General features: G+C 61.4%; 28 protein-coding genes. 6 read left to right on the top strand and 22 right to left on the bottom strand.

Annotation, left to right across the window (positions count from 1 at the left end; translation table 11 throughout):
- The 9 genes from EC86_RS0106570 to EC86_RS0106530 all read right to left on the bottom strand — a co-directional run bounded on the left by EC86_RS0106570 (position 1) and on the right by EC86_RS0106530 (position 11,973).
- A complete protein-coding gene (locus EC86_RS0106570; RefSeq protein WP_029524872.1) occupies positions 1-1,173 on the bottom strand; it encodes a hypothetical protein in 1,173 nt (390 codons plus the stop codon).
- Between the two features lie 31 nt (positions 1,174-1,204).
- The gene (locus EC86_RS0106565; RefSeq protein WP_029524871.1) at positions 1,205-4,717 is read right to left on the bottom strand and encodes a hypothetical protein; all 3,513 of its coding nucleotides are present in this window, start codon (positions 4,715-4,717) and stop codon (positions 1,205-1,207) included.
- Positions 4,718-4,723: 6 nt separating this feature from the next.
- Positions 4,724-5,122 (bottom strand): hypothetical protein, encoded by a 399-nt coding sequence (locus EC86_RS0106560; RefSeq protein ID WP_029524870.1) that lies wholly within the window; start codon positions 5,120-5,122, stop codon positions 4,724-4,726.
- Positions 5,123-7,825 (bottom strand): phage tail tape measure protein, encoded by a 2,703-nt coding sequence (locus tag EC86_RS0106555; RefSeq protein WP_051675760.1) that lies wholly within the window; start codon positions 7,823-7,825, stop codon positions 5,123-5,125. It lies immediately after the preceding gene.
- A 138-nt stretch (positions 7,826-7,963) separates the two neighbouring features.
- Complete coding sequence (locus EC86_RS0106550; protein WP_029524868.1) at positions 7,964-8,722, bottom strand: phage tail tube protein; 759 nt, start codon at positions 8,720-8,722, stop codon at positions 7,964-7,966.
- Positions 8,723-8,764: 42 nt separating this feature from the next.
- The gene (locus tag EC86_RS0106545; RefSeq protein WP_029524867.1) at positions 8,765-9,184 is read right to left on the bottom strand and encodes a hypothetical protein; all 420 of its coding nucleotides are present in this window, start codon (positions 9,182-9,184) and stop codon (positions 8,765-8,767) included.
- A 1-nt stretch (position 9,185) separates the two neighbouring features.
- Positions 9,186-9,494, bottom strand: a complete 309-nt coding sequence (locus EC86_RS0106540) for a head-tail joining protein (protein ID WP_156955250.1) — start codon at positions 9,492-9,494, stop codon at positions 9,186-9,188.
- Positions 9,495-9,518: 24 nt separating this feature from the next.
- Positions 9,519-9,881, bottom strand: a complete 363-nt coding sequence (locus tag EC86_RS0106535; RefSeq protein WP_029524865.1) for a DUF2190 family protein — start codon at positions 9,879-9,881, stop codon at positions 9,519-9,521.
- Between the two features lie 70 nt (positions 9,882-9,951).
- On the bottom strand, positions 9,952-11,973 hold the full coding sequence (locus EC86_RS0106530; protein WP_051675758.1) for a ClpP-like prohead protease/major capsid protein fusion protein: 2,022 nt from the start codon (positions 11,971-11,973) through the stop codon (positions 9,952-9,954).
- Positions 11,974-12,199: 226 nt separating this feature from the next.
- On the opposite strand from EC86_RS0106530, the gene EC86_RS0106525 reads away from it, so the two are divergent.
- Positions 12,200-13,012, top strand: a complete 813-nt coding sequence (locus EC86_RS0106525; protein ID WP_029524863.1) for a TIR domain-containing protein — start codon at positions 12,200-12,202, stop codon at positions 13,010-13,012.
- Positions 13,013-13,123: 111 nt separating this feature from the next.
- Here EC86_RS0106525 and EC86_RS0106520 read toward each other — a convergent pair whose 3' ends face one another.
- The 9 genes from EC86_RS0106520 to EC86_RS25945 all read right to left on the bottom strand — a co-directional run bounded on the left by EC86_RS0106520 (position 13,124) and on the right by EC86_RS25945 (position 20,682).
- Complete coding sequence (locus tag EC86_RS0106520; RefSeq protein ID WP_029524862.1) at positions 13,124-14,716, bottom strand: phage portal protein; 1,593 nt, start codon at positions 14,714-14,716, stop codon at positions 13,124-13,126.
- An 8-nt stretch (positions 14,717-14,724) separates the two neighbouring features.
- A complete protein-coding gene (locus EC86_RS0106515) occupies positions 14,725-14,949 on the bottom strand; it encodes a hypothetical protein (RefSeq protein ID WP_029524861.1) in 225 nt (74 codons plus the stop codon).
- Positions 14,950-15,001: 52 nt separating this feature from the next.
- Positions 15,002-15,349: a Mor transcription activator family protein gene (locus tag EC86_RS0106510; RefSeq protein WP_232229822.1), complete on the bottom strand. Its 348-nt coding sequence runs from the start codon at positions 15,347-15,349 to the stop codon at positions 15,002-15,004.
- A gap of 6 nt (positions 15,350-15,355) precedes the next feature.
- Entirely contained in the window at positions 15,356-17,533 is a 2,178-nt protein-coding gene (locus EC86_RS0106505; RefSeq protein WP_051675757.1) for a phage terminase large subunit family protein, read from the bottom strand.
- Entirely contained in the window at positions 17,533-18,045 is a 513-nt protein-coding gene (locus tag EC86_RS26965) for a terminase small subunit (protein WP_051675756.1), read from the bottom strand. Before EC86_RS26965 ends, EC86_RS0106505 begins: the two co-directional genes overlap by 1 nt.
- 134 nt (positions 18,046-18,179) lie before the next feature.
- Positions 18,180-18,959 (bottom strand): hypothetical protein, encoded by a 780-nt coding sequence (locus EC86_RS0106495; RefSeq protein WP_029524857.1) that lies wholly within the window; start codon positions 18,957-18,959, stop codon positions 18,180-18,182.
- Between the two features lie 6 nt (positions 18,960-18,965).
- Positions 18,966-19,811 carry a helix-turn-helix domain-containing protein gene (locus EC86_RS26960; protein WP_156955249.1) on the bottom strand — a complete coding sequence of 282 codons (846 nt, stop codon included), beginning with the start codon at positions 19,809-19,811 and terminating at the stop codon, positions 18,966-18,968.
- A 17-nt stretch (positions 19,812-19,828) separates the two neighbouring features.
- Positions 19,829-20,155, bottom strand: coding sequence for a hypothetical protein (locus EC86_RS0106485; RefSeq protein ID WP_029524855.1), 327 nt, complete (start codon positions 20,153-20,155; stop codon positions 19,829-19,831).
- Positions 20,152-20,682 carry a phage regulatory CII family protein gene (locus EC86_RS25945; protein ID WP_156955248.1) on the bottom strand — a complete coding sequence of 177 codons (531 nt, stop codon included), beginning with the start codon at positions 20,680-20,682 and terminating at the stop codon, positions 20,152-20,154. Before EC86_RS25945 ends, EC86_RS0106485 begins: the two co-directional genes overlap by 4 nt.
- Positions 20,683-20,714: 32 nt before the next feature.
- Here EC86_RS25945 and EC86_RS0106475 point away from each other — a divergent pair, with 32 nt between their 5' ends.
- Complete coding sequence (locus EC86_RS0106475) at positions 20,715-20,969, top strand: hypothetical protein (RefSeq protein ID WP_029524853.1); 255 nt, start codon at positions 20,715-20,717, stop codon at positions 20,967-20,969.
- A 135-nt stretch (positions 20,970-21,104) separates the two neighbouring features.
- Positions 21,105-21,473, top strand: a complete 369-nt coding sequence (locus EC86_RS0106465) for a hypothetical protein (RefSeq protein WP_156955247.1) — start codon at positions 21,105-21,107, stop codon at positions 21,471-21,473.
- Between the two features lie 115 nt (positions 21,474-21,588).
- Here EC86_RS0106465 and EC86_RS28625 read toward each other — a convergent pair whose 3' ends face one another.
- Positions 21,589-22,302, bottom strand: coding sequence for a hypothetical protein (locus EC86_RS28625; protein ID WP_156955246.1), 714 nt, complete (start codon positions 22,300-22,302; stop codon positions 21,589-21,591).
- Between the two features lies 1 nt (position 22,303).
- Entirely contained in the window at positions 22,304-22,717 is a 414-nt protein-coding gene (locus EC86_RS0106455) for a helix-turn-helix domain-containing protein (RefSeq protein ID WP_029524850.1), read from the bottom strand.
- A gap of 74 nt (positions 22,718-22,791) precedes the next feature.
- Here EC86_RS0106455 and EC86_RS0106450 point away from each other — a divergent pair, with 74 nt between their 5' ends.
- The 3 genes from EC86_RS0106450 to EC86_RS0106440 are packed head-to-tail and all read left to right on the top strand — an operon-like array spanning position 22,792 to position 25,050.
- Positions 22,792-23,295: a hypothetical protein gene (locus tag EC86_RS0106450; protein WP_156955245.1), complete on the top strand. Its 504-nt coding sequence runs from the start codon at positions 22,792-22,794 to the stop codon at positions 23,293-23,295.
- Positions 23,292-24,191: a hypothetical protein gene (locus EC86_RS0106445; protein ID WP_029524848.1), complete on the top strand. Its 900-nt coding sequence runs from the start codon at positions 23,292-23,294 to the stop codon at positions 24,189-24,191. Before EC86_RS0106450 ends, EC86_RS0106445 begins: the two co-directional genes overlap by 4 nt.
- Entirely contained in the window at positions 24,166-25,050 is an 885-nt protein-coding gene (locus EC86_RS0106440) for a hypothetical protein (RefSeq protein ID WP_156955244.1), read from the top strand. Before EC86_RS0106445 ends, EC86_RS0106440 begins: the two co-directional genes overlap by 26 nt.
- Positions 25,051-25,094: 44 nt before the next feature.
- Here EC86_RS0106440 and EC86_RS0106435 read toward each other — a convergent pair whose 3' ends face one another.
- Both EC86_RS0106435 and EC86_RS28620 read right to left on the bottom strand, forming a co-directional pair.
- Positions 25,095-25,961: a hypothetical protein gene (locus tag EC86_RS0106435; RefSeq protein ID WP_029524846.1), complete on the bottom strand. Its 867-nt coding sequence runs from the start codon at positions 25,959-25,961 to the stop codon at positions 25,095-25,097.
- A complete protein-coding gene (locus EC86_RS28620) occupies positions 25,946-26,161 on the bottom strand; it encodes a hypothetical protein (RefSeq protein WP_156955243.1) in 216 nt (71 codons plus the stop codon). The genes EC86_RS0106435 and EC86_RS28620 overlap by 16 nt, the downstream gene beginning before the upstream one ends.
- Positions 26,162-26,284: the final 123 nt, after the last annotated feature.

Below are 26,284 nucleotides of genomic sequence, written 5' to 3'. Positions count from 1 at the left end.
TTATCTCCAAGGACCCGTGATGTCCACAAACGAAATGCCGTTCGATGCACCGTTCGATGTGGGCGAGACTGTAGGCAGCAGTGCCAGAAGTTTTCGCCCTGCCAGCGCACCTGTTCCGCTGATCACGTCGCGCAGGCCGAACGCAAGGTGCAAGTTGCTCATGGGTACGTGGTAAAGCCCCGGTAAATCGCTACGCGGCGGTTGGTTGGCACCTGCTGCAAAGAACTTCTTGGACAGCCGAAGCCCGCCATCGACCGCACTGGGGAAAGCACCGAAAAAACTGTCTTGCCCTGAAAGGCTGCTCAATCCCGTGTACGGGCTACAGGCGAGCCGCACGCACGACCCCAGGCCCGTGTACCCGCGAGGGGAAGCGTGGTTTAACGCGGCGTTGTAGTCCAACAGTCCTGACGTGTCGTTGGGTGACCCGGAATCCGCGTAACTCAGCGTGCAGGCATACGGGTCCCCACCGGGGCGCGTTGCCAGATCGTCACCGAATCCCCGCGTGGCAGCGCCTATATAACTGGGACTGTTCGCGCCGTAGGCTGCCCACGAAAAAATAAACTTACGCCCATCGGCAATCAGCGTCCAACCGATCGGCGTAGTGCCAGCGATGCTGCTTTTAGGCCAGTACCCGCCGCCTGCAATGTCAGCGTCCCTCGGAAATGGGCCTGCCCCCGTGTTTACGTCGCTCATGGTCTCATAGCCCCTCACCCGGGTCACGGTGGAGTCCGTGTCGTCCATACGCAGGTGCATCCCTGTACCTGCAACATCCGTGCTCTTGTACACTGCCAAATTAGTCCCCGCAAAAGGCTTGAGCCAGCCCGCAGGAGCCATCTTGAAGCTGGGCGTTCCCGCCGCTCCGTCTGCCGCTGCCGTGGCAAACCGCACAAGACCCGCGCCAATGGCCGTGACTTTCTGCTCGCCATTCAATGCGGCGATGGAACTGCCTGTGACCAGCACCACCGAGTCCACCGAGGCGCTGTGAGTTCCCGTGAAGCTCAAGGTGGCAATGCCGCCCGAGACCACCAGCGAACTGGCAACCTTGGTGTCAAAGCCGTCTTTCAGGCAGGCATCAAGCAGCGAAATCATGGAGCCCGCCACGCCGTTCAGGATGGGCGCGCCCACCATGGCGCTGTGAAAATGTTTTACCGAGGTATCGACAACTGAGGTCATGTTTTTCTTTCAGTGAAGTTGATTGCAAAGATTAAGGACGGTCCACGTCGCCGCGAAAGGCGATGGAAAAGACATCGCTGTTGAGCGTGGCCGGGCCTTGCAGCACGGTCCTCACGACCCAGAACGGGGCGCCGCACGCCGCCGTGTTGAAGCGCAGCACGTTGCCCGCCGACCAGCCGTTGCCCCAACCTGACGCGGGCAGCGTGAAGTAAGGCGCACCCGTTGCCGGATTGATCGGAGCCGTCGCCAGCGAGGTGCTGCTGGTGCCGATGTCGCCCACCGACTCGCCCACGATCCTGAACGACAGGTTGCTGGTGAAGATCAGCGCCCAGCGTTCGGTGATGGCCCCGCGATTCGTCGTCACAGCCGGGTACTGGCCTTCGTTGAAATTCGCCGCTGCCGGGGCTGCGCCAATCAGCGCGTCACTCCACGCGCCCGTCCAGGTCGTCTGCTCGATGTAGTTGAAGCACCGGGCAAAGAGGTCGCCAAAGGTCAAGGCGCTCGACACAAAGGACGTGTTCGCCGGGAAGTCATGCGTCAAGCTGCGGGTGAACTTGAGTTGCCCCGAAATGTCGGCCAGCGAGCACACCACCATGTCCTCGATGCGGTGCTCGACGGTCAGCGGCTGGCTGTACCCCGTGATGGTGGACTCGGCGGGAACAGTGATCGTGCCGGGGTTGAGGTCCGAGACATACAGGCTGCTCGGCACCAGCACCCCCAGCGAATCCTTGACCCGCACCGACGCCAGGCGTTCGCGCCCCAGCGGGTAGGCCGTGCCCTTGACCAGCGGGTTGGGCAGTTGCATGGTCAAGGTGTTGTGCACCACCACCAGGTCGCCCGTGCGAAAGATCGGCACCCGGCCATCGAGCGGCAGGCGCACCGTGTCGATGCCCAGCAAATCCTTGTCCAGCGGCAGGTACTGCAAAAAGACCGCGTTGTAGCTCAGCGAGTCGGCGGGAATCTCCGGGCTGGAAGCCCACTTGACGACACCGCGCTGAAAGTCCACCGACCCGGTGAAACTGCCCCCAGAAAGGACGCCCGACTCGTTGGCATTGGCGATCCTTGTGCCCGACTGCAGTTGCATCACGCCGGTCTTGAGGGGTGCGCTCGCGGTGCGAAAAACGCCCCCTCCGACCAGTTTGGCCGAAGCGTCCTGCGCAGCATTCGCCCATACAAATCCATTTGTGAAGTTGTCCGGGAGCATGGCAACAGTGATCACGCCGTCACTGGTGAGCGTGCCCGCCGACGCCACCAGGGGCGCTCCAGTGAGGGGGTTCCAGCCCCGGCGCAGCACGCCGTCTTTGACCGTGTAGTTGTCGCTGCCCAGTTTGAAGGCCAGATTGCTCACCAGCAGCGGCACGCCGCCCGTGCCGATCACCCCGGTCCAGGCCGTCGCGGTGGCTTCGTTGGTGACGGGAGTCTGCGTGCTGACCGTTTCGTAGGTGGTGACGTACTGGGTGGTGGCCCCGGCGTGGTAGTCGGGTGCCGACAAGGCCCCGAACGCGGCGATCTGCACGACGCTCTGCACTAGACTGCGGCTCTTGTAAACCTCTTTGACCCACCCGGTCGCCTGGGGAATCTTGTCCGTCTCGTACCACATGAACATGGTGAAGTCGGTGCGCAGGCTGATCTGCCCCGTGGCGTAGTTGATCGTGCCGACGAGCAGTTCGCTGTTGTTGTTGGCGATCCCATCTTCCTTGTTGCCGTGGTATCGGGCAAACAGTTTGCCGCGCCGGTCGAACACGTCGAGCACGCTGGCCGGATAGACGGCATACGGCGGCGTGGTCACTGCCAGCTTGCCGGCAAAAGTGAACTCGGCAATGGGCAGGCTGGCCGCGTTCGCCTGATAGGTGTAGGCGACCGGGTTGGTGACCGGCGTGACAACGGTATCGACGCGGTTGGCATACGCAACGCCCGACATCGACACGGGACCTGCCGGAAACACGTTGGGCTCAAAATTGACCACGCCGCCGCCCGCCCAGCCCGTCGCGTCGCCCGTGACCTGCCCATCCACACCGATGGCGGCGTTGTACGTAACGCCTGCCCGCGCCCAGGTCATCGTGATCGCACCCCCGACCCCTGCCGGCAAGGGCAGTCGCGCGCCCAGGCGCAGCGGCAAGCGGGATGACTCAATGGCCGTGGCCGAGGTTTTGTCGCCCCAGTCCGCGATCAGCAGCGAGCCCACATCCGGCACAGCGCCGAGCGTGACCCCCATCGAGCCGGTGGCAGAGTCCAGGGTCCCCGCGCCATAGCTGCTGTCCGCGCCGCCGATCTTGCCCGAGCCGTTGTCGGTCAGGTCGTACCAGCGGGCCTGTGCCATGTAGGACAGCGTGAAGCTGCCCGGTGCTGGTGCAGGTTCAAATGCATTGACAAAGGACCTGCCCTGGTTCGCAATGGTCACCAGCATGGAACTGGAGTGGTTCGCCATCGGTGCCACGGTGGCAGGCGAGTAGGTCAACTGGAGGATGTTCTGTCCATACTGCGGAGAGGCTCCCCCAAAAGCGATCTTGCCCAGCTTGTAGTCCACCGTGCCGACCACCAGCGTGCCGATCACCAGGTTGCCTATCCGGTCATCGGTGAAGGCATAGTTGACCGAGACAAGCGACAAGGTGCCGGGGGCAATCGGCGTGGGGGTCGTCAGGACCACCCCGGCGCCCAGATAGGTCGTGAAGGGTTGAAGCGCAAGGGGCGCCATGGCCGTAGGGACGATGCCGGTGCGGTCCTTGAGGGGGTAGAGGTCAATGATCGGGGACTCGACCGTCGCGGCGGGCACCACGGGCGTGTAGATGCCGCCCGAGGCCATGACGCTGTAGTCGCCCGGCGCGCCCGCCGACGCCAGCGGCTTGATGCCGTAGAACTTGGCACCGCCCGCGATGTTGGTGGAGTAGGCTTGTGCATACAGGGCCTCGTTCAGTCCCACGCGCAGCGCGGGCGGGCCGAAAATGTCGCGCTCCAGCGGGTTGCCGATGTCGCAGGTGGCCACTGTGGCGTTGACCAGCACCGTGCTGCCGTTTTCCGTCACCGCGACCTGCTGCGTGGCCGTGCTCACCCGCAGGATGCGGACATACTGCTCGTCCCCGTTGGGGTTGCGCAGCACGATGGCGTCGCCCCCGGCAGGTGCGGTGCCCTCCACCATGCTGATGAGCTTGATCAGGAGCGATCCCGCGTAGTGCGTGTCCCACAAGCGAAACACGAGGCGTGGCCCCTTGACCAGATACTTTTCGATGCTGTCCTGCGCAACGGCGCGGGTGTCGGCCCAGTTGGCCGTTTCCATCAGGGTGCAATGCACCAGCGGATCAGCCGGGGCCTGCGTCACCATGGCGTGCGCGCCCATCAGGGTATCGGTGTCGCTGGTGTGCGCCACGCCGAACAGTTTGCGGGCATTGACAACCCCCAGCGCCCGGTTCACGGCGGACGTGTCGGGCACCAGGTTGTTGCTCTGCCCGTCAATGACAACGACGCCCGTCATGGCCCCGCCGCCCTCGGGCACGTCTGCCATGACGGCGGATTTCAGCAGCTTGATGTCTTCTGTCAGGATGGCCATGTTGGGTTATTTCTCCAGGAATCGAAAGGTGGGCAGGTACAGCGTCTCGTCGGTGTGTTCGCCATCGGCCAGGCGCCACACGGGCGCGGCGGTGAAGCCTTTTTTCGCCTGGTCAAACATGACGGCGCGAGGCGCGCCGCGCACGGTCAACGTCAAGGTGATGCCCGGCAGCGAGGCCCAGGCCTGCAGCGTGTCGCACACGGCACGGGTCAGCCAGGCGGCGGTATCAGCGCCTTCGAGCGTGATGGGCCGGCCGGCCAGCTTGAGCGCGACATCGACCAGCATGGCGCCGGTGGTGCTGAATTCGGTGCTTTGCTCGACCGGGCTCCAGTCGTATTCATCAAGCCATTGCAGGCGGTCGCTGAGGGCGGCGGTGGTGCCGTTGTAGGTGAGGAGGATGGTCATTTAGCTGGCCGTGAGTCGTGCGTTTTGGAAGGCAGCGATCAGGCGCTGGGCGTCCGCGTCGCTGGTCAGGTTGAACTCTTCGGACTTGCCGGCGCTCTCCAAAACGACGCGGTAGGTCTTGGCCTGGGCGCCACTGGTCGAGCCGGCCGCGTTGATCAGCACGAGCTGGTCGATCTTCTTTTGCAGGTCGGTGCTCCAGTTCGAGCCGTCGTCCAGGGGCGAAGCGACCTTGAGCCCGGAGCCGTTGTAGGGAAGCGCGGTTTTCTTCGACAGTTCCAGCGCCTGCGCCTCGGTCAGGCCGGAGTCCTTGGCGCGCTGGTAAATGCTGGCCTGGCTTTCCACGGCGACATTGACCCGCTGGCCGGCCGTGTTCAGGCTGTAGCCTTCCTTGTCGATGTTCAGGCGCTCGCGCTCCAGGGCGTTGCGCCGCTCTACCAGGGCGTTTTCTTTTTCGATCAGCGAGATCTGGCGCTCGGTGTAATCGCTGCTGAGCTTGTATTTCATCGCCAGGCGGTCCTGCGCGTCTTCAAGCGCCCTCACCTGCTCGGCGGTCAGCTTGACCTGGTCACCCAGCTTGGCCGCTGCGGCCTGGCCTTCGCCCATGGCCTTGACGACGGACTTGCCGGCGCTGTCAGTCTGGATCTCCAGGCCGCGCATGGCCGCCTGGCTCTTGATCGTTTCCGTGGCCACGCCGTTGTTGGCGGCAATGGCTTTTTCGGCATAAGCCGTGAAGGCGTTGGACAGGTCGGCGGCGGTCGAGGTGCCATCGGCCTTGATGCGGTCGTAGTACACCTTTGCCGAGCTGGCCACCAGCTTCAAGCTGGCCTGGCTGGAAATGCCCAGCGCCTCGAAAGCTTCTGCCGTGAGCTTGGCCGCGTCCTGCGCCGCCTTGACCGAGTCTTTCGCGGCGGCAGGCGTTGCCTGCAGGGCCTTGTTGATGTCCTTGATCTTTTCAGCGGCGGCTTGCAAGTTTCCGCTGGCGACCAGCGCGGCATATTCGTCCTTGAGCTGGCGCACGGCGACTGTGGCGGCAACATCGGCAATGCGTTTGTCATCGGTAGCCTTTTGGGCATCGTGGCTTTTTTGGCGGGTCGCTTCCAGCTTGGCGCCGACATCGTCAATCGCTTTGGCAGATGCGTCGGCAGCTGGCTTGGCGCCCGTCATGGCTCCGGCCAGCCCGGTAAAGCCGTCGCGGGCCAGCTGGGCACCATCGGCCACGCTCAGGAACGCGTCGCGGGATTTGTCGCTCAGCGCCTGTGCAGCCGCAGCCGTGGCGTCAGACAATTGCCGGATCTCGGCTGCAATCGCCTTGTACTGCTGCGACAGCGCGCCAAAGGTGGCCTTGCTCGACGCCTCGTAGAGCGCTGCCAGGCCCGACTGAATGCCGCTGGCCACCGTGGCAAAGCCGCTTCCCAGCGCATAGATGCTGCCCAGCACGGCATTGGTGCCAGCCGACATCACACCATAGGCGAGCTGGACACTGTTGCCCGCCGTGGTGGCGTACTCACCGATCCGGATGAATGCTTCGCCGGTACGGTCGGCAAAGGCGCGCAGGTCGGCCGTGAGCTGCTTGAAATCGATCTGCGCGGCAAATTCGCGCACCCACTTGATGCCCGCCTGAAAGGACGCGGCAATGGCTTCGCCGAAGCGAGCAATGGTGCCGTCCGACACGGCCGACTTGAAGGCGCCAGCCAGCTGGTCAACCCCATCCTTGAGCACCGGCAGCACGGGCGTGGCCAGCGCGTTCTTGAGCGTGTCCCAAGCGCTGGACAGGCCGCTGAGCGAGCCGTTCAGGTTGTCCTGCATGACCTTGGCGGTGGCGGCAGCGCTGCCCTCGGCATTCTTGAGCTTGGCGGTCAGCTCGTCCAGCGCGCCCATGCCCTGGTTGAGTAGGGCGCGCAGCGCCGGGCCGGCTTCCTGCCCGACCGCATTGATGGCCTTGGCCCCAGTCGGGCCGGCCTTGGCCAGCTGGTGCAGCGCGGTCTCGAAGTTGCTGGTGGTGATGCCGGCCGCGCTAAGTTCCTGGCGAAACTTGCTCGCCGGGTCACCGAACTGGCTCATGATGCTGTTGAGGGCCGTGCCCGCCCGGCTGGCATCGATGCCCGCATCAGCGAACTTGCCGATGATGGCGACCGTGCTTTCGAGCGACATGCCCAGGCTTTGCGCGACCGGCGCGGCATAGCTCAGCGCCTGCGCCAGGCCGGTCACGCTGGTGTTGGTGGCGTTCGCGCCCAGCGCCAGCACATCGGCCACGCGGCCGGCGTCCGTGAAGGCCAGGCCCATGCCCATGACGGCCTTGGTGAGGAATTCGCTGGCGGTGCCCAACTCGATGTCGCCGGCCTGCGCCAGGTTGAGAACGGCCGGCAGCGCGGCAATGGCGTCCTTGGCCGTCAAGCCCGCCTTGGCCAGGTTCTCCAGCGCGCCCGCGGCCTCGGTGCTGGTGAATTTGGTATTGGCGCCCGCGTCTTCCGACGCCTTGCGCAGCTGCGCCATTTCGGCCGCGCTCGCCCCGGTGGCGGCTTGCACGCGGCTCATGGCCTGCTCGAAGTCGGCCGCGCCCTTGACCGCGCCGGCGAAGGCCTGGACACCAAAGTAGCCCAAGATGGCCACGCCCACGGCCATGACCCGGGCTTTCAGGCTGTCGAACACCGCAGACGCGTTGTCCTTGGCGTTGATCAGGATCTCGATGGGCTTCATGGCCATGGGCGGGGTGCTCAGTAAATAGGGTCAACGGGCAATGCAGCGGCTTCAACTGATGCCGTTTTGGCAGCAGCACTTGAAGCCGCACGGCGCTGTGCGGCGCCGTGGCGGGGGTGGCGCGCAGGCTGCGCGCCGGGTGGGTCAGGCCATCGAGACCCTGTAGTAGCGGCTGATGCCGGTGCCGGTCTTGGTCGGATCGAGCAGCACCGAGCCTTCGACGTCCAGGGCGCCAAAGTCCTTGTTGATTAGCGCGAGCTTTTTGGTGATGCCCTGGCTGGCGCGGTAGATGTCCACGACCACCGGCTTGCCGCCGTCCGCCTCGTTCAGACCGCCAAAGGTCAGCTGCAGCTCGACCGACTTGGTGGTCATGGCCTCGATGACGGCATAAGCGCCGTAGGTGTAGCTGATCCAGAGCTTGTCGGCTTCTGTCACCCCCGCAGCATCGGCATTGATGAAGATGCCTTCGGGGCGCACTTCGTAATTGCCCGGCGCTGTCACCACCGTGGCAGCGCCAGCGCTGGCGCCTTTCTTGACCGTCACGGCCGTGGGCTGGATGTGCGCCAGGCGCACCAAGCCGCCCAGCGTGGCGGCATGCGCCTCGTCCTCGACCTCGCCTGCGGCCTTTTCCGATGCTTCGCCAAAAATGGCGCGGGACATGTTGACCACGTTCAGGTCGGCCAGCTTCATGGTGAGCTTGGCATCCTTGATGCGGCGCACCTCGGCATGAGTGCCGCCGCCCAGGGCGGTCATGTCGTCTTGCTTCTTGACGTCCTCGTCGTGCTCCAGGCCGAGTTCGAGCACGTTGCCGATGGGCAGCGGCAGGCCAGGGCTGCCGTAGACCTTGGCGTACACCTGGCCGACGGTCATGGACGGCTTGTAGATCTGTTTGATGATGGACATGGCGGGGATGCTTTCGGTAAGAGGTTTGGAAAAAAAGAAGGCTCAGCGCGTCAGCACCTGGCCGTGGTACACGGTGCTGGTGGCAAACACCAGCTCCAGGCCAGCCTGGCCTTCGGCGGTAAACTCGGGCTCGCGCACGGTCTGCAGCGCCAGGCGCCGCCACACCCGGCCCGACAGCTGGCCGGGATGCCAGTTGTGCAGACTGCCGATCACGGCATTGAGCGCCGCGTCCAGCTGTCCGGCTGCCTGGTCGCTGCGCGGCACGACCAGGGTGACGGTCCAGGCCGGGTCAAGCGTGACGGCTGTCGTCTCGCTGTCGGTCGTTCGCGCCCCGGTGCAGCGCACATCGGCAGCGGGCACTGCGCGCCGCTCGCTTGCTTCGGTGCCGGTGCGCACGGCCCAGCCCGTCAGGGCGGACAGGGCCGCCAGGCGGGCCTTGAGATGGGATTCGAGGGCGAGCATGTCAAACCACCGGGAACACTTGCAGCTGCAGCCAGCCGGTTTCATCGGGCTCAGCGCTGCCGCTCACGCGGTAAGCTGCGCCATCGATCATGAGCAGGCTGCCCTGCGCAATGCCCGGCGCCATCGCGCCGTCCAGCGAGCAGGTGCGCGCAGACGCCTCGACCACTTCGCCAAACGGCTCGGCGGGGGTGCGCTCGAAAAGCACCCCGAACGGCTGGCCGCCCAGGTAGGTTGCCGTGGCATTGGCCAGGCGCGACAGCACGGCGCGGTTAGCGCGTGCTTGCAGTGAGGCGAAAGGGGCAAGCGTCATGATGCTGTGCAGACGTCTGTACGGTTAAGCCGCGACGATGCCGGGCACGCCGGTAAAACGCACCGCGATGGTTGCCACGCCATTGCCGGCAGGCTCGAAGGCAACAGCGGGCGCGCCCTGCACATCGCCAACAGCTGTCGCCGTAGTGGCATCGTCAAACGCGCCAGCTGAGGCATCCCAGGTCAGCGACTCGCCCCGGGCAATCACTGCAGTGGGGATCTTTGGCACCAAAAACACGCCCTCGATGTGCGCTTGGCCGGTGTCACCAATGGCCACATCGGAAGCCGACACACCCAGGATCTGGCCAATGCGCACGACCTGGCCGGAGACAACGGCAGCTGCCGCAACAAAATCGATAACCTTGCCGGGCTGAATGAAAGTTTTCATGATGGTTCTCTAAAAAATATGGGGTTGGTGGCACTGCCAGGCGCGATGCATGGCAGTGCAGCGGCGGCGTTTAGCCCGCGTTTTTCGCCAGGGTGCGGAAGTCCAGCGGCGCCACGCCGGCATCGATGCGCACCTTGAACTCGGTGCCGTCCACACCCCAGCCGTCCTTTTGCTCCAGCACGGGGGCCTGGTTGCCGTCCAGGTAGCTGACCTCGATGGTGTCGTTGCTGGCCGAGCTGGCCGCGCCATACCAGGCCGTGGCCGACGTGGCATCGAGCCGGGCGTCGGCAATCACCTCGAACGAATCGCGCACGCTGTTGGGGATGGAGCTTTTCTTGTCGGCGCCCACATCGAATTCGCTGCTGCGCACCACATTGGCCAAGCCCTTCAGGGCACGCGGCACGATCAGGTACTGCATGGCAATGTTCAAGGTGGCAGCGCCCTGCTTTTGCTTGGCCATGGCTGCGCCCATCGCATCGACAGCCGCCGTGGAAATGGCGCCAGCGGTTAGCAGATTTCCGTGATCGGCATGGAAAAGGGCAATTCCATCGCTCATGGGTTGATTGCTGGTCAGCACCGCATAAACCAGGTCACCGATGGTGCGAATCGCAGCGCGGCCCATCAATTGCGGGATGCGGGTGAAGGCGCCCAGGTCGTCGTTGATGATGGCCTGGCGGTTGATCGAGAACAGCTCGCCGTAAGTGGCCAGCAGCACGGTCTCACCACGGTCGCCAATGGAAGCGTATTTGTACTCAGCACCGGCCGCGACTTCGCGCAAACTCGGAAACGCATTGAGATCCACGCGCTTGCCGGGCTTGAAGTCGGGCAGCTCGCCGGCACGGGTCCAGAGCTGGAAGGTTTCGGCCGCTTCCGCATAGCCCTTGAGCATGGCCTTTTCAGCCACATTGGCCAGGATGCTGCCGAAGTCGCTGGAGCCGTGCGTGAAGGCCGCACCGATGAAAGTCTTTTTGTCCTGGCCTTCAGAGCGGTAACCGGCCCGTGTCAAGCTGGCGCGGGCCAGTTCGGTCAGCGTGAAGCCGCGAAAGGGGTTGGCGCCTTCGGCCTTGACCACGCCAGCGCGGGCCAGCAGCGCCTGCGTCGTGCCCTTGCGCGCCTTGTCGGTTTCATCTTCCAGCGTGACGATGTTCTTGCCATTGACGCTGGAGGCGTCTTTGCCCAGGACGGCCAGCAGCTTCAGGCCGGCAGCTTCGGGCGAGCAGGCATGGTCGTCCTCACATTCGAGCTGCAGCGCGGACACGCCCTCACGGCTGGCGAAGCCTTGAAAGCTGGCGCGGATCTGGCCGCGACGCGCTTTGTCTTCGGCCAGGACCGCAGCGGGATCTTTAGGGGTGGCGGCGGGGGTTTGGTTGGCCGCCGAGGTTGGGGTTGACATGGAAAGCTCCTGAGATGGTGCGGCGGCAGCCGCGAGAATGCCCACGGTCTGCAAAGCTGCAGGCAGTGAGCGGTAACGGTTAAGTGGCAGATCCCGGCTGGCAGACGCGGCCACGGGCATCGGGTCGGTGATGGCATCGACAAACTTCTCGGCGAGCGCCTGCTCGGCCGTGTAGTAGTGGTCCTTGCCATCGGTGAGCAGCGCCAGCATGGCCGGCTGGTCGCCCGTGCGTGCGGCGTAACTGGTAGACATGGCAGCGGCCCAGACATCGAGCTGGTCGGCCAACTCGCGCAGCTCGACGCTGTTGCCGGCTGCATACGTCCAGGGGCCGTGAATCATGAGCATGGCGTTGTTGGCCATGTTGACCTTGTCGCCGGCCATAGCGATCAGGCTGGCGATGGAGAACGCCATGCCATCGATCTCGATGGTGACCTCGGCTTTGTGCCGGCGCAATGCGTTGTAGATCGCCAGGCCGTCCGGCACCGAACCGCCAATGCTGTTGATGCGCACAGTGATGGCCGTGGCATCGATCTCGTTGAGTTCCTTGACGAACGTGGCGGCCGATACGGTTTCCTCGTACCAGCTCTCGCCAATGTCGCCGTAGATGTAGATTTCGGCTGCTGCCACCACGCCCAGCACGGCAGCGGCCATGGCGGTGCGGCGGCGGATGGCGTACCAGGGAGTTGCTTTCTTGCTCATTTCACATGACCTCTAAAAGAGTTGCATCGGGACAGATGCTTGTCAGTGTGTAAGAAAGTGCGTCCGGTTTTTAGGGGAGAAACCGGACTATTTGAAGCTACCTTTAAGATGACCGGTAAATTCTCTAACCTTTGCGATGTTCACATTTCTAGGATTTATAGAATTTCAATGTCCACGCTCTTGGGGCAAGGTATTTTTATTGTTAGATATTTAAAGAAAATTCAGAATGAATAAAGACAACGTACTCACTAAACTGGAACTGTTTCGTGATCGACTGCTAAGCGATGTTTTGAGCGCGTACTCAAGGCGTGGGTCCTCTTTCGGGCGAGAACGTATGGCGGCATGGAGAAATCAATTCGGAAAATTTTTAGATGAAAGCCTTCCTGGAGCTTCAAAAAGACTAGATGAAAAGCTGCATAAATTTGCATTTTTCGTGGCTAGTAATGAGTCTGATGAAGATACGTTTATGCGGGAAGATGGTGAGCCATGTTTAGCTTTCATTGATTCATTAAAAATAGACGTTACAAATGATGAGTACAGTTTTTCAGAACCACGAGAGGTTATTCAAGATCAAAAACCAAAAAAACCCTCGCTATCTAATAAACGCGTTTTCATAGTGCACGGTCACGACGATTTACTAAAGTCGAAGACAGCAAGGTTCATAGAGAAGTTAGGGTTTGAAGCCGTTATCTTGCATGAGCAGGCCAGCAAAGGTATGACAATCATTGAGAAGATTGAAGCGAATTCTGACGTTGGTTTTGCTATCGTTCTTTACACTGGTGATGATGCCGGCAATACGAAGTTAGCTGCAGAAAAAGGTGAGCTTAATGTTCGGGCTAGACAAAATGTTGTATTCGAACACGGCTTTTTGATCGCGAAGCTCACGCGTGGACACGTTGTTCCACTTGTAAGTGGAAAGGTTGAACTCCCGGGCGATGTTAGCGGAGTGGTGTACGTCGATGACACGAATTGGCAAATGGAGATTGCCAAAGAGATGCGGGGTGCAGGTTATGTTATCGATTTCAACAAGATTTTGTGAATCTAACTATTTCGGCATGTGCTGAACACCAACCTTAATGACAGCCTTTGATCCTGACGACCAACTGCTGTTAAATTGAAAAAGGCATTCATTTTCAATACTGGTCTGACCTTATTGGTTATTTGTGTTGTCGTTTACTCCCTGCGCGTTGTCGGCGGTTTCCTGTTGCTGCACAGTCGGTACAGCCGACACGCTGACCGTAGTCTGGCGCGTGGCTGCATTACTGCTGAAGACAAGGTCCTTTTCTTTGGCCGTGGTTCTGAAGGTGGATATCTGCTCCAGCACGTCATTCGGATTGGCGCCACGCTTGCGAATGACTTCGACCTCACTGGCAAAGCCGGCCTGCACCAGTTTTTCCCAGGCAGTCGCCTCATGCATCGGGTTGATCCAGGGCATCGACTGGCCGACAAATAGGCAGTCGTTTTCCGTGCCGGGCTTGAGGTCTGCAGGCATGCGAACCACCCCGCTCAAATGCGCCGCGATCACGAACTGGTCATAGGCTGGCTGGACAATGGCCGAAGAGAAATCGTCCGACAGCACGGCGTAATTGACCCACTGCTCGACCAGCTCCTGGCGCTGCGCGCTGTAGGTGCCGTTGTAGTCCCGGCTCAGGCTGGAGTAGCTGGTGCCAATACCAGCGGCGAACGCACGCAACTGGCCGGCGCGCCAGCCGATCAGATTGGGGTTGGGCCGGTTGCTGTTGATCATGCCGATCTCTTCGCCGGCCACCAGGTCATCGATGATCATGCCCGGCTCCATCTGCAGTTCACGCGGCTTGACATGACCGTCTTCGTCCTTCTCAAGGCCTTCGCCGGTATAGCCCGTTTCGGTCGCGGCCAGGCGCTTGACGTAAGCCGTCATCGATGCCGCCACCTTGGCCGCGATCCGCTCGGACTCCTCGTACTCTTTCAGATCTTCGCCCCGGGTAATCACGCTGGCAAACTCCGACACGCCGCGGGCCTGGCCGATGCGGTCCATCTGGGCAATGTGCAGCACGTTGTCCGATGAGATCCGCTTGAGCGATGCGCTGCTATTGAGCCAGGCCAGCTGCTCGCGGGGATCGGACTTGTACACCCAATACGCCCGGCAGCGCCCCCAGTTGTTGAACTCCATACCCTGGCGGATGAACTTGTCTGGGTCGTCGTAGTCCAGCGGCACCATGTCGGGCTCGAACATTTCCAGCGAAAACGGCACGCGCGTGCCGTGGTCCAGTCCGGGCACGGTGCCCGTGAGCATCTGCGCAAAGGCCTCGCCGTCGCGCAGCCAGGTCTTGGCCAGCAGCCGCTGCATTTGCGCGTCCGAATGGCGCCGCGTGACTTCCGGGCAGCGCTGCCAGTCGCGCCGGGCCTCGCGCAGCGCCGCCGCGTATTCCTTGTGGATGGTGCCATCCATCCGGCGCGGCTGCGGCTCCACGCCGATTCCGTTGGGTCCCACCACGTTGTTCACCAGCGTGCGAATGGCGCCCCGGGACAGGTCGTGGTTGCGCTCCAGAAACCGCGCCTGCGCTCGCAATGCCGCCGCCGATGAGCCGACCAGCGTGTTCGGGCTTTGGTTGGCTTTGCGCACCTTGCGCTGCTTGCTGGGCGCCGCTGCCTCATAGACCGCAAAGACGCGCCGGGCCTGCGCCCGCTGCACCGCCTTGACGGGATTCGTGACAGAAACAACCCGGTCAAATGCCGAGCCGAGGGTTTGAAGTAGTTTCACGGGATGCCTTAGTTGAAGCGTGCGGTTTTGTAGCGAAGACCGCCAAAGGTTGGAACGCCAGCGGCGCGAGCGGCTTCGGTGCTGACCCGGCCTTCCCATTCGCGCCGGCCTTTTTGAATCACGTCCAGGTTCTCCATGGTGTGGGTGCGACCGGCGAACTGAATCGTCTTGCCGGCGAGGATGGCGGTTTCGGCGTCCAGGTAAAGCTGGAGCATGGTGGTGGATGTGGTCATGCCGTTACGCTACCTGCATCCATGTCCGGTTTCTAGGGGAAGAACCGGACTTTCAGACCGAGGCGACAAGCTGCGAATCCTTGAGGTCACGACGTGCGCAGATTTCATAGACCCGGGTGCGGCTGACATTGAACTTCGCCATGACATGCACCAGGTTCTTGCCATCGAACTCGCGCCGGATGCCGGCGTCCCGGTCGGAGCGGTCCGGCGCAGGAATGTACAGCTCGCCCCCGCCCATGCGACGGCGCAGGCCTCGCACCACAGCACTGGCAAATACCGAGGCAATGGCTTCATGCATGCCGATCTCCTCGCGCACGATCTCAACCAGATCCTGCTGCAGCTGCACCGCGGCGTCTTCGGCCTGGCCGGCGGTGAGGGCTTTGTGTTTTGTTTTGGTCATGGTCATTTATCTGAATCCCCTGGAGGCCCAATCTGGGCTGGCAAACGAACTGGCTCGGCGGCGCGGTCGAACCGGGGCCGCAGGTGGTGGTGGTGAAACGGGCTGGGCAAGCAACGACTCGGGCGCCTGTGCAGACGCCTGCACGGACTCAAGTGGCCCGGACTGCGCAGGCGATGCCGGCTGTGCAGACGCCTGCACCGGATTGGCCTGCGCGGGCATTACCAGCGCCGGCATGTCAACCGGCAACAGCTCAGCCTGGCGCAGCCGGCGCTCGGCAATGTCCCACTGCATGGGCTTTCTCAGGTGCAGCTTGAGGTGGCGGTAGAGGTACAGGGCATAGACGGTGCAATCGAGCGCCTCATGCGCCCGGTCCTTGCGCTCTTTCCAGACGCGCTTGCTGGGATTGTTCCGGCTCGGAATCTTGATCTCGCCCAGAATCTGCTCATAGAAGTCATCGCGCACGCCCTCATACCAGTGCATTCGCCCGGGGCCGCTGCCTTCCAGGCGAATGCGTCCACCCTGCTCCGACCAGCCCAGCAGCAGATCCTTGGCCTTGGCCGTACCCACCAAGTGGACCATCACGCCTGCCCGGCTGGCCTTGGTGGCGCGGTGGTTCGGATCGATGGCCTTGGGCGGCGTCCAGATCTCGACCTTGCCGACATTGTCCGAGGCGCCCTTCATGGCCAGCACGGGCCGGTCGTGGCGGTGGTGCTTGCGGCAAAACGCATACACCGCGTCGCTGGTCTGGCCGTCGCCCGAGTCAATGCCGACCACACGAATGCCCAGGCCTGCGCCGGACGCATGCAAGATACCCCGGGCCATGAACTGCTCCAGTTCGATCCAGGCGCCGGCATGCTCAACCACGGTTCTGCCGTAGAACTCGCCCCAAAACGCCAGCCACATTTCCTCGCCCCGACCGAACACCCAGACGGTGACCGCGACCCGGTCGTGCTGCACGTCCACCGTCATCAAGGCCTCGACCGCTCCGGCCGGACACGTCATTTCATGGTATTTCTCGGCACGCGCCCGCAGCTCATCCTCTTCAGGCAGCTCGCCCTTGTATTCCCAAGTAAGGCCCAGCGTGCTGTTGTAAAAGGCGATCATGTCGTTGACGTCGCCCTTGTCCATGTTGTCTTTGGCTTCGAGGTATTTGCGGGCCAGGACCGGAACGCGGGAGCCGTCAAACGTGCTGAGCAGCTCGTTCAGGTAAAAGCCCGGCACGGTGCTGTCGGCCGTGGCGATCCAGCCGGCACCGGCTGATTCGGCCCGGCGCAGGTTGGAAATTCGGTCTTCATCGGTCCAGACGGTCGCACAATGCGGGCAGGTGTAAAACGAATCCTCCCATCGCTGCGTGCCATACACATCACGCGGAGCGGTACCCTCGGGCGCTTGCGGGATGGTGACGTTTTCCCAAGCCAGGACGTGCGCCTCACCGCAGGAATGGCAGGGCACATGAAAATAGCGCTTGTCGCTTTTTTTCATTTCGTCTTCGATGGCGCTGGCGTCCTTGGCCGTGGGCGTGCCGCCGATCAGGATCAGGTGGTCGTTGTAGGTTTTGGCCCGTTCTTCGAGCAGCTTCAAGCTGTTGCCCTGCCCCTTGACGTTGCTGCTCGCGTCATCGGGCTCCTCGACCACCACAAGGCGAGCGCTGGTGGACTTCACATCGCTCGGGCTGTTGGTGCCGACCAGCTTGATCAGCCCGCCCGGGAAACGCTTGCGCAGCATGCTGTTGCCCTGCGCCCGGCTCTTGAGTGCAATGCGCTTGCACAGCACGGGCGTGGACAGGATCATGGGGTCGAGCTTTTCGCTGGCAAAGTCCTTGGCCGCCATCGAGCGCGGGAAAGCGGCCACGATCACGCTGGGCCGGTAATGGATGTGATATCCGATGACGTTGCAGACGATGCCGGCCGTGTAGCCAACCTGAGCACTCTTTTGCACCGCGATCTTGCGGGTGCCCGGCAGGCTGGCCGCGTCGGCAATGCCTTTGAGCGCAGGCGACACGTCCCAGCTGAAGCGGCCCTTGAGCGCCGATTCCTCTTCGCTCAGCACACGGTAGTTTGTCGCCCAGCTGGTGATCGTCAGTTTAGGCAGCGGGCGGTGCTTGAACCACACGCGGCCAAACATGGCGCGCACGGCCACGCGGGCCAATGCAGCCGCATTGAATCCGCCAGGCGTGCCAAGCATCAGGCGTCATCTCCGTGATACCCGTCTTCGTCGGAGGCCTCGTCCGGCTCGATATCATCTTCTTGCATGGCGGCACGCCAGTTGGAGAGCTTGACCAGGTACGCCTCGAACGTGGTGCGCAACAGTTCTTCCAGCGCAGGCTTTTCCATGCCGATGGAGAGCGACGCAATGCGCGGCGGCTCGCCCAGCAAGTACTCCCTGGCGGCTATCACGGCGCCTTCCCACATCGGTTCGATCTCCGAGGCCGGGATCAGCTTGCCGGCGTCGCGCAGCATTTCCTGCTCCAGCTTGTCGCCCTGCAGCCGCGACAGCCGATCCTTGGGCGTCTCGCTCCTGATCTTGGACACCTCGCGCCCCACCATCCAGGCGATGCAGGCAGGCGACTCGTACTCGCTCGGCACGCCCGGCCCGCCTTGAAAAGCGACCGGAAAACCGAACACCTGCCACTCGGTGATGGTCTTGGGTGCCACGCCAAACAGCGCTGCGATCTGCTCTTGCCCCTTGATCCTCATACTTACTTACCTCCAGTGAAACCTGTGAACTAGAAAAAAATCGAGGTTCGAATTACCCGTACAGCGCACCCTTTCGGGAGGACCCATTGACCCGGCGGGGGTCGGGCCGACCGACTGGCGACGGGCAATCAAGTTCAAACGCCGGCCGCCTCTCGAATGCGAAAGCGAAGGCGACGGTCCAGGTATTCCTGCACGTCCACCGACTTGGCCACGCGCTCCATGCTCAGGCGCGCCTGATAGATTGGTGCCTTGACGAACATCAGCACAGGCCTGACGTCCACACCGTAAGGACCAGACGCCGCCCAGATGCCAGGCGCGAGGTGCTGCGTCTTGCCGCTGCGCAGATGGCCATACGCCACGAAGTAGCGCCGCCCTGCGGTCTTGGCCGTGCCTTTGTGGATCGAGCGCTTGCGCTTGTCGGTCATGTTCGCCTTGTAGCCCTGCTCGCCTGCAGCTTGAAAGTAGGTGATCAGCTGCACCAGGAACGGGCCGCGCACATTGCCGCGCCCGTCATCGCTGCCCGGGTACGGCGTGGCAGGGATGGCGGTGTAGTAGCCAGCAGGCAGGATGCCGGCCCGGCGCAATGCCGCTTCGCTGCGCTTGTCACGCCGGGCGCCGCCGAATTCCTGCGCCTGGAGAATCTTCTGCGGATCAATGCCCTTGCCGCCCATGTAGGCAGGCGCAATGCTGGCGGTCAGCTTGCCGGGCGTGGCCAGGATCACACGCGGGCTGCTGACGATGTACGGCGTGGGCCGGTCGAACACGGACTTGATCTCTGCCTGCATGGCCCGGCGCACCTGAAAGGCGGTGTCGTTGATCGCCTTGGCATACGCCACCCGCGCCTGATCGCCGCTCAGCTGCTTGAGCGTGTCAGCGACCGCGCCCAGGTTTTCGATCTTGAGGGAAATTTCCATGATGGCTTATGCCGCCCTGGCCTGCTGGCGCTCAGCCATCGCACCCATGACCCGGGCCTTGTAAACCGGGAACTGCTCCATCGCGTCCCACGCCTTGATGCCCAGCTGCAGCGCAATCTGCTCGACATGGCCCCGCGAGCCTTCGACATGCACCACACCGGCAACTTCAGCCACGCCGCCAGCAGCATCCGTCACCTGGTCAAGCCAGCGCTCGCCGTTCAGCCAAGCCGAAGCCTTGGGCACGTACCGGCCTGCATCGCGCAGCCAAGCCTCGCCAGCGGCCTGCACCCGAACGGCTTGAAGAATTCGCGCCTGCAGCGCAACATCGGGCGCCAGCTTGTCCCAGCGCTTGCGGGCTTCGGCTTCGGCCAGTTTCTTCGGATAGGTTTTCCAAAATTCAGCAAACCCACTCGCCGCCCCCTTGGGGGTAGGGGGTGTATTTAACTCATTGGTATTAATTGATACTAGTGTCCGTTTGGCGGACGGGTCTAGTCCGGCTGGCGGACGGGTCGGGTCCGTTTGGCGGACGGGTCCGGCTGGCGAACGGGTCCGGCTGGCGGACGGGTCAAAGGCTTTGTCCGGATAACGTTCGCCTGCCCAGTTTTCAGGCGTGACCCAGTACGTTGTATTGCGCCCGCTCTCCCGATTGGGGGCAATGACCTTTTGCTCTTCAAGAAAGTTGAGCGCCTCAATGACCGCCGACCGGCCCCAGCAGGTGCGCATGCACAGGTAGTCAATCGAGGGAAACGCAAAGCCGTGGTCGTTCGACATTTCGGCCAGCTGCATCAGAACATTTTTAGCAACGCCGGGCATCTTGAGGCGGACGCAGGCGGTAGATATCAGGAAGCTCACGAATCAATCCTTTGATATCAGTAAGGCAAATCGGGTTGCGTGGGCGCCAAGCTCACAGGCAGCACCGACCGTTCGCTCCAAGCGCAGAGCCTGGACTCGGCAGCGTGCACCAGGCGCTTGGCTTTGACCAGCGCATGGACGCGTGCCGAAACCGTGGACACATCGATATCACGCGAAAACCTGTCCTGGTACAGATGCTTGATCTCGCGCAGGCTCAGGTCTTTGCGCCCGGCAGCGCACGCCTTAGATATCACTTCAAAGATGTCGTCGCCCTGCGTGTTCTTGCCGGGCTGCGAGAGGCGCGCCAGTGCCTGGCGGGATGTGGTGGCAACGTTAGATATCACTTTGAATCCTCGGAAGTGCGGGGCACCCTGTTGCGCACCAAGGCGCCAAACGCATTGATCGCGCCGATCAGCTCGCCCTGGTGAAACTCGACACGATTGATCTGGGTGCGCGTGACCGGCAAGCCCGAAGCCGTCGCGTCACAGGCCGCACGGGTCAACTCGGCAAGGGCATCTTGAATGCGCGCCTGGCCATCGAGCAGGCTGGTGGGCTCGACCGGGTTGATCCGAATGCAGACATATCCCTCGGCAGCGGCCAGCGCCTGAGTCGGCCCGATATCACCCGTTGCATGCTGCAGCAGCTGCAGCTCATCGACCCGCAGATGGTGCGTGTCGTTGTTCAGATTGGCCTTGTGCTGCAAGGTGTTGGCCGACACGCCCGAGCGCTTGGCCAGCGCCAGGACACCGCCAGGAAATGAATGCACCAGGTGCGCGATGGCCATGCGCACATCACGACCGGCCGGGTTGGCTGGAAGCGCCTCATTTTCGCCATAGGCAAGGCCAGGTGGAATTGAGATAGTTGGTCTCATGAAAAGCACCTCACGGATGAAAAGGAAAAATCATGGATTCGACGCTCGACAACCAAGTCATCAAACTTCAATGCCTGCATTGCGAGGGATCGCTGGCCGAGCGCATTGCCGGCCTGGCGGACGGTCCGATGCCCAGCTGCAGCACCTGCGAAGCCGCAGTCCAGGGGTATGCGGATCTGCTCAGGGCCGAACTGGCCCGGATCGATCAGGCGCTGGCCGACTGCCAGGGCAAGCTCGACGCGGCGCTGTGGAAAGACTGGGAAATGCTGACCAGTCAGCGGCAGTGATGAAAGCATCACAAGCCCTGCCCCACGCCTTGGGTGCTTTCAAATACGACAGCACCAACAAGTTCGGGAAAGAAGTTGGGAATCAGGTAGCCTTTGGTCCAAGCAGTACCAAAAACGAACCCGACAACGAACAAGATGGCAACGACCCAATCAAAGAATTTCAAAGTAACGTACCTCAAGCTGTTGTCGAACAGTGGGAATCCCGAGAAGTCCGACTACTGGGCCGCAAAGGAGTTGATCGACAATTTCCATGCAACCGGTCAATACATAACAAGCAGGTCTCGCGAATCGCACGGCGAAGTCACCGCCCTGGTTGGCTTCGCGCCGACATTGAGCGGAAGGCTGTTTGCGGACGAGTTGACCGCCCAACTGCGCAAAAACACTTGGCGCTACCGGCTCATGCAAGCTGCATTTGCAGTTTTCATGTTTTTGGGCGGTTGGCTTGCCGCAGTTATGAATCAGGTAACGGCTTCGGCCATCACCAAATGGTTGGGTATTGGCTGATATCACGAACCCTGCCCTGCGTTGTTGATATCAAGGTGCCGGACACGCAAAAGGCGAGCATCCCCAAAGCTGGACAATGGAGTTGTCACACGACCATCAGCAACAAAGGGAATGCTCATAAATGGAAACCGCCACAGCTATTGCAGCCCTTCAGGCTAGCTACACCTTCCTTAAAGATGTCGCTGGATTTACGCTCAACGAGCGCGACCGCCAGAAATTTGCGGCCCTCCAGATCGATCTCACGGACAAGATCATTCAGGCTCAAGCCAATATCATTGAGGTACAAAACGCCATCACCAGCAAAGGTGTTCTTCTGCGCGCTCTCCAGGAACGCATTAGCGACATGGAGCGAGATGATCGGGAGTGCGGCAGATATCAGCTTGCAAAACTGGGCCTCGTTGGGGATTTCTTCGCGTATAAGCTGCGACCGGCGAGCGAACTCCCGGAGCGGGCCGACGAGCCGGAGCATTTCTTGTGTCAGCCTTGTTTCGATGCCGGCAAGAAGAGCGTCTTGCGCGTGTCCAAATACACTGCCTTTTGCCTCTTGTGCAAAGCCAGTGTTCAGACCGACTTCCGGCCCGCACTTCCCGTCAACAGGAGCAGAGGAATCGACCGCGACAGATGGTGATTGGCCATCAGGAGTAAGCAAGCGGGCCAGCGCAGCCGCCCATTCAGGGCTTAGCGAACGACTGATAACCCGGCGACCAGACCACAGCGTCAGGACAACCTCGCCAAAAGCATCAAGCGGATCAGCCGCAACTGCAAAAGCCAGTTGTGACCGGACATGCCTCTTAGCGTGGCGATTTTTCAATTTTCGAGCACTAGCCATCTCAGACCCCCTGCCCTTCGCTGGCGATATCTACCTGCCTACGATCAACAGTCCGGTGCGGCACCAGAGAGATGCGCTTTTCCGGACCGTCAAACTGTTGTTTAACCATGCGCCGGTCAGTCGGGCCAATGCGCCGCTCTTGTAACGCCAGCCCATCGGCCAACTTCATGAAAACCTCTTGAGGCGTTGGCATGGCTTGGCTTTCGGATTCTGCGGGCCGGTCGCTGGCCAGCAAGCTGCCCCCAAAGTAGTCAGCCAGCTTTTGCACATGCTGCACCCCTGGATTGGGCGTGCGGCCCGATGCAATCTTTTTCAGGGTTTCATACGGAATGCCGGTGTCGCGTGCCACCTGCGTCCAGGGAATCTCACGCGCAGCCAACTTGGCCAGAACATGGCTGTGTAAGTTAATAAACATAGGTCGCATTATGAGTCCGAATTCGGAACTTCACAAATCCATTATTGTTCTTTTTGATGGGCCAAACTAGAAACATGGATACAACAGCCATTCTTTCTAAAAATCTCAAAGGCTTGATAGACGCAAACGCTGGTCTTACAGAGCATTCGCTGAGCATCCTTGCGGACGTCCCAAAAACGACAATTCGTCGAATGCGATTGGATGAAGGTGCCGCTCAAATCGATAGCGTAGAAAAGGTCGCCAAGGCCTTCAAGCTGCGGGCCTGCGACATTCTTGACCCGGACCTGCTCAAGCGGCTGGCCGCCGGCGAGCCTTTACGCATGGGGGAGCCGCGCCCGCCCGTTATGCCCGATGAGGAGTGGCGCGCCATGTCACCGCGGGCGCGCGCGCTCGTCGAAGATTTGTGCACCCGCACGCTGGCCGGACAACTAGAAGAAGGCGACATTGCCTGGCTGCACGACAGCCTGCAGCGCATCAACCCACCTGCCCAATCAACGCCCGTGGCGGACATGGTGCTAAAAGCCAAGCCGGTCACCCGCACCACCGACCTCGTTAACAAGGCCGCCAACAAGTCATGACCTACCAGCCCAACCACTTCCTGATTGGACTGGCCAACCCCGATAATTTCATTACCCCCTACCGGTGGGCCAATGACGACCAGGACAATGTCTGCCCCGTGCTCCACTGCCAGTTTGACCTGCCCGGCACAGGCCCGACTGACGTCTATGCCAAGGCCATCGACCTCTCGGTGCGGCAAGGCGTCGTGATGTGCCTGAACGAGATCAGCGGCTGGTTGCTGGCCCGCGCCGGCCAACTGCCGGTCGCCGCCTCGGCATTCCTGGCCAACATACGCTCCAGCGAACTGCCAGCCTTCACACACGGCGCCTTGCCCCCTGAGTTGCCCGGCGGCGTGCGCCTGTTCTTTTGCACGCAGGAGATCAGCCGCACCCAGGCCACCGGGCTGTTAAACACCGACGCACTCATCACCGAGCAAGCCCACTGGCCTCACGTGCATGACGCCATCGCCCTTGACGAATACACCGGCAACTCTGACCGGCACCCCTACAACATGGTGCGAAAAGCGCACCAGGACTTTGCGCTGATCGACCACGGCAGACTGCTGTACCGCAATGCCGAGCCCTGCTGGCACGGCGATGAGCTCGAAGGACTGCTGGACCATGGGTTTGCCAACGCCATCCACCACAATATGTATGTATACGGCAATATCAGCGCATCGGCCGCCCGAACAGACGGTTTCAAGCGGTGCAGTGACAGCGCCTTGCATCAGGCGCAAAATATGCGTTCTGTGTTCTTCGAAATCGCCTACTGGTGCGCCAAGCTGTCGCCAGGCACAAGCGCCCAATGGCTTTATTTTTTGAACGAGCGCATGCACCGCGTAGACTCGCTTTTGTCCAAACGATTTGGGATTCTTAACCTGACTTCACCTCATGCATTCGCTGTTGCAACTCCTTGACCCAAAAGACATACCCTTCAAGCCCAGGGCTGAAGGGATCTGGCAAGTTGCACGCCTATGTCTGGACAGGGCCACGGGCGAACAGCTTAACGTCGGCGTGGTGTTTACAGATCATCAGGGCGGCGGCATCACCAGCCGGTTTCTGAGCAACCTGTCAGGGCTGCGCTGCCTGTACAACGACGACATGGCCGACGATGCAGGTTTCTTGATTGATCAGGCCGAGCAAGCGCTGGGGCAAGGAGTCCGGATTCCTTCGGGGTGGAACATCTCTTTGGGAGAACCGTTGTTCGTGCGTGGTGAAACGCCGCAGAGCATTGTGGACAGCATGTTTAAGCGCATGGTGCCGCTGGGATCACGCGAAAACGCGGCCGAGCGGCTCGATGGCGACGACCATGCCCACACCACGCGCAATGTTCGCAAAACTGTACGTGAATTGCTGAGCAAGCACATGCACAGCAAAAAAGCGCCAGAATTCTGGCGTGCAGCACCTGTGGTGTCGGCCCAGGACGGCGGCGAGGTGCAGATTGATTTGCAGATTTTCGGTGCCGGCAAAGAAGGCGACTACAGAGGCTCGATTGCCTCAGCCTGGTACAAAACCCATTACCACCGCAGCGCCTACCTAGACAGGGCGGCTAATGCGGTGCTCAAGGCCCGCGAGGTTTACCCTAGCGCTTCCAACATCATGTACCTGCTGCAGCCACTGGACATTGAGGGCTTTACCAGGGCAGACATGGGCGTGATTCAAAAGGAAATTGACGGCTTGTCCTGGCTGCTTAAAAAGAGCGGCGCCAAGTTGCACGCATTCAGCAGTGAACGGGCCATGGCCCAGAACATTCTGGAAGACATGGGCGTGATCTAGCCAGCCAGTGACGCACAGTGCAAGTGCAAGACAAAGGATTTTCCTTAGCCCGCCCGTAGCTTGGCACGCTCCCTGATGTGCTGTTGTCGGGCCAGCCATTTTCGGCGCCGGCCTTCTATGCGCGCCACGGTACGCGGCCAGTCCAGGGTGACAAAGCCTTCTCCGCCAGCGGCAAGCACGTCGCCGGTTATGGCCAGCAAGGGATCAATGCCAAAGTGCAAATAGCAATACTCTGCATGACCAAATTCGGCCATATCGGCCACCTTGTGGCAAGCCTTGCGAATTTGACCTTCAGTAGCGCTCTGCACCAAATCTTTAAGATAGGCTCGCACAATGTCCACGGCCCACTGGGCTTGCATGGGCCCGTTTCCCTGGCGCTTGCGAGGATGCACCGCCAGGTTGGCCATGCGGCTGACAAGACAGTGCAGCGGGTGCAGCACCCGCAACTTGATACTGCCGCCATCGGGTGCGGGCACTTCGATTTCAGCGGCCAACTGGTCTATTTCCTGATTTTCAAGGCCGGTGACGCAACGCAAAAAATCCATCATCAGCACCTGGCTCTCTACCCGCTCCAGGTACAACAACGCTGCGGCGGTGGTGGAGTCATCAAATGAAGGGCTCCACAACTCGGTATGCTCAACGCCCAGCAAATTGGCCAGCCATACCGCATCGGAACGGTCCCCCAGCCAGTCGGTGTCTTCGGTTAACGGGTGGAGCTGGCCGTTGGGCGTAGGCACCTTGAGGAGCACGCCCCAGGTTTCCAAGGCTTGCCCACCCACTAATACCAAGCGGTCGGGCTCTTGCGTCACCTTGCTGGTGACATAGAAGAAATCATCCCGCGTGAAGGGCGTGATGCCCCGCTGGCCGGCTATCGTGCTCAGCCTTTTGGCCTGCCTTACAGGCTGGGCCAACGAACAATCACGCCTTGGACGTCCTTGGGAAAGAAACCAAAATCTTGCGCCGCTTCACGCGCAGGTGGACTCACGTGCGATGCGGAGGCGCTAAGGGCCACGGCTTTAACCCTTTGCAAAGAGACGTTTTTCCCGTCCAGTCTTGCTTCGTTTATGCGCGGCCCATTGGAAATGCGTGATGGTGAGTAGTAAAGCTTCATAGGAATTACCCCCTGGAAAGTCTATTTGGCGACACCTTTAGGGTACCAGATATCAATGAAAGGCTCTGTTTTTGTTGGGCATTCACCAACAGCAGCACAGGAAACATTCAACCTGCGGAACCA

This window comes from Polaromonas glacialis (assembly GCF_000709345.1).
GTDB classification, from domain to species: domain Bacteria; phylum Pseudomonadota; class Gammaproteobacteria; order Burkholderiales; family Burkholderiaceae_C; genus Polaromonas; species Polaromonas glacialis.
Note: the sequence above shows the minus strand (reverse complement) of the source record. Positions and strands in the feature narration are given on the sequence as shown.

Coding starts and splice junctions, on each gene's coding strand:
- EC86_RS0106495 (WP_029524857.1), bottom strand. CDS start 18,959: ATGGAAATTTCCCTCAAGATCGAAAACCTGGGCGCGGTCGCTGACACG.
- EC86_RS0106540 (WP_156955250.1), bottom strand. CDS start 9,494: ATGACGCTTGCCCCTTTCGCCTCACTGCAAGCACGCGCTAACCGCGCC.
- EC86_RS0106545 (WP_029524867.1), bottom strand. CDS start 9,184: ATGCTCGCCCTCGAATCCCATCTCAAGGCCCGCCTGGCGGCCCTGTCC.
- EC86_RS0106450 (WP_156955245.1), top strand. CDS start 22,792: ATGGATACAACAGCCATTCTTTCTAAAAATCTCAAAGGCTTGATAGAC.
- EC86_RS25945 (WP_156955248.1), bottom strand. CDS start 20,682: ATGAGACCAACTATCTCAATTCCACCTGGCCTTGCCTATGGCGAAAAT.
- EC86_RS28620 (WP_156955243.1), bottom strand. CDS start 26,161: ATGAAGCTTTACTACTCACCATCACGCATTTCCAATGGGCCGCGCATA.
- EC86_RS0106570 (WP_029524872.1), bottom strand. CDS start 1,173: ATGACCTCAGTTGTCGATACCTCGGTAAAACATTTTCACAGCGCCATG.
- EC86_RS0106455 (WP_029524850.1), bottom strand. CDS start 22,717: ATGTTTATTAACTTACACAGCCATGTTCTGGCCAAGTTGGCTGCGCGT.
- EC86_RS0106445 (WP_029524848.1), top strand. CDS start 23,292: ATGACCTACCAGCCCAACCACTTCCTGATTGGACTGGCCAACCCCGAT.
- EC86_RS0106505 (WP_051675757.1), bottom strand. CDS start 17,533: ATGCTTGGCACGCCTGGCGGATTCAATGCGGCTGCATTGGCCCGCGTG.
- EC86_RS0106535 (WP_029524865.1), bottom strand. CDS start 9,881: ATGAAAACTTTCATTCAGCCCGGCAAGGTTATCGATTTTGTTGCGGCA.
- EC86_RS0106440 (WP_156955244.1), top strand. CDS start 24,166: ATGCATTCGCTGTTGCAACTCCTTGACCCAAAAGACATACCCTTCAAG.
- EC86_RS0106515 (WP_029524861.1), bottom strand. CDS start 14,949: ATGACCACATCCACCACCATGCTCCAGCTTTACCTGGACGCCGAAACC.
- EC86_RS0106465 (WP_156955247.1), top strand. CDS start 21,105: ATGGCAACGACCCAATCAAAGAATTTCAAAGTAACGTACCTCAAGCTG.
- EC86_RS0106510 (WP_232229822.1), bottom strand. CDS start 15,349: ATGACCAAAACAAAACACAAAGCCCTCACCGCCGGCCAGGCCGAAGAC.
- EC86_RS0106475 (WP_029524853.1), top strand. CDS start 20,715: ATGGATTCGACGCTCGACAACCAAGTCATCAAACTTCAATGCCTGCAT.
- EC86_RS0106565 (WP_029524871.1), bottom strand. CDS start 4,717: ATGGCCATCCTGACAGAAGACATCAAGCTGCTGAAATCCGCCGTCATG.
- EC86_RS0106555 (WP_051675760.1), bottom strand. CDS start 7,825: ATGGCCATGAAGCCCATCGAGATCCTGATCAACGCCAAGGACAACGCG.
- EC86_RS0106530 (WP_051675758.1), bottom strand. CDS start 11,973: ATGAGCAAGAAAGCAACTCCCTGGTACGCCATCCGCCGCCGCACCGCC.
- EC86_RS28625 (WP_156955246.1), bottom strand. CDS start 22,302: ATGGCTAGTGCTCGAAAATTGAAAAATCGCCACGCTAAGAGGCATGTC.
- EC86_RS0106550 (WP_029524868.1), bottom strand. CDS start 8,722: ATGTCCATCATCAAACAGATCTACAAGCCGTCCATGACCGTCGGCCAG.
- EC86_RS0106525 (WP_029524863.1), top strand. CDS start 12,200: ATGAATAAAGACAACGTACTCACTAAACTGGAACTGTTTCGTGATCGA.
- EC86_RS26965 (WP_051675756.1), bottom strand. CDS start 18,045: ATGAGGATCAAGGGGCAAGAGCAGATCGCAGCGCTGTTTGGCGTGGCA.
- EC86_RS0106560 (WP_029524870.1), bottom strand. CDS start 5,122: ATGACCATCCTCCTCACCTACAACGGCACCACCGCCGCCCTCAGCGAC.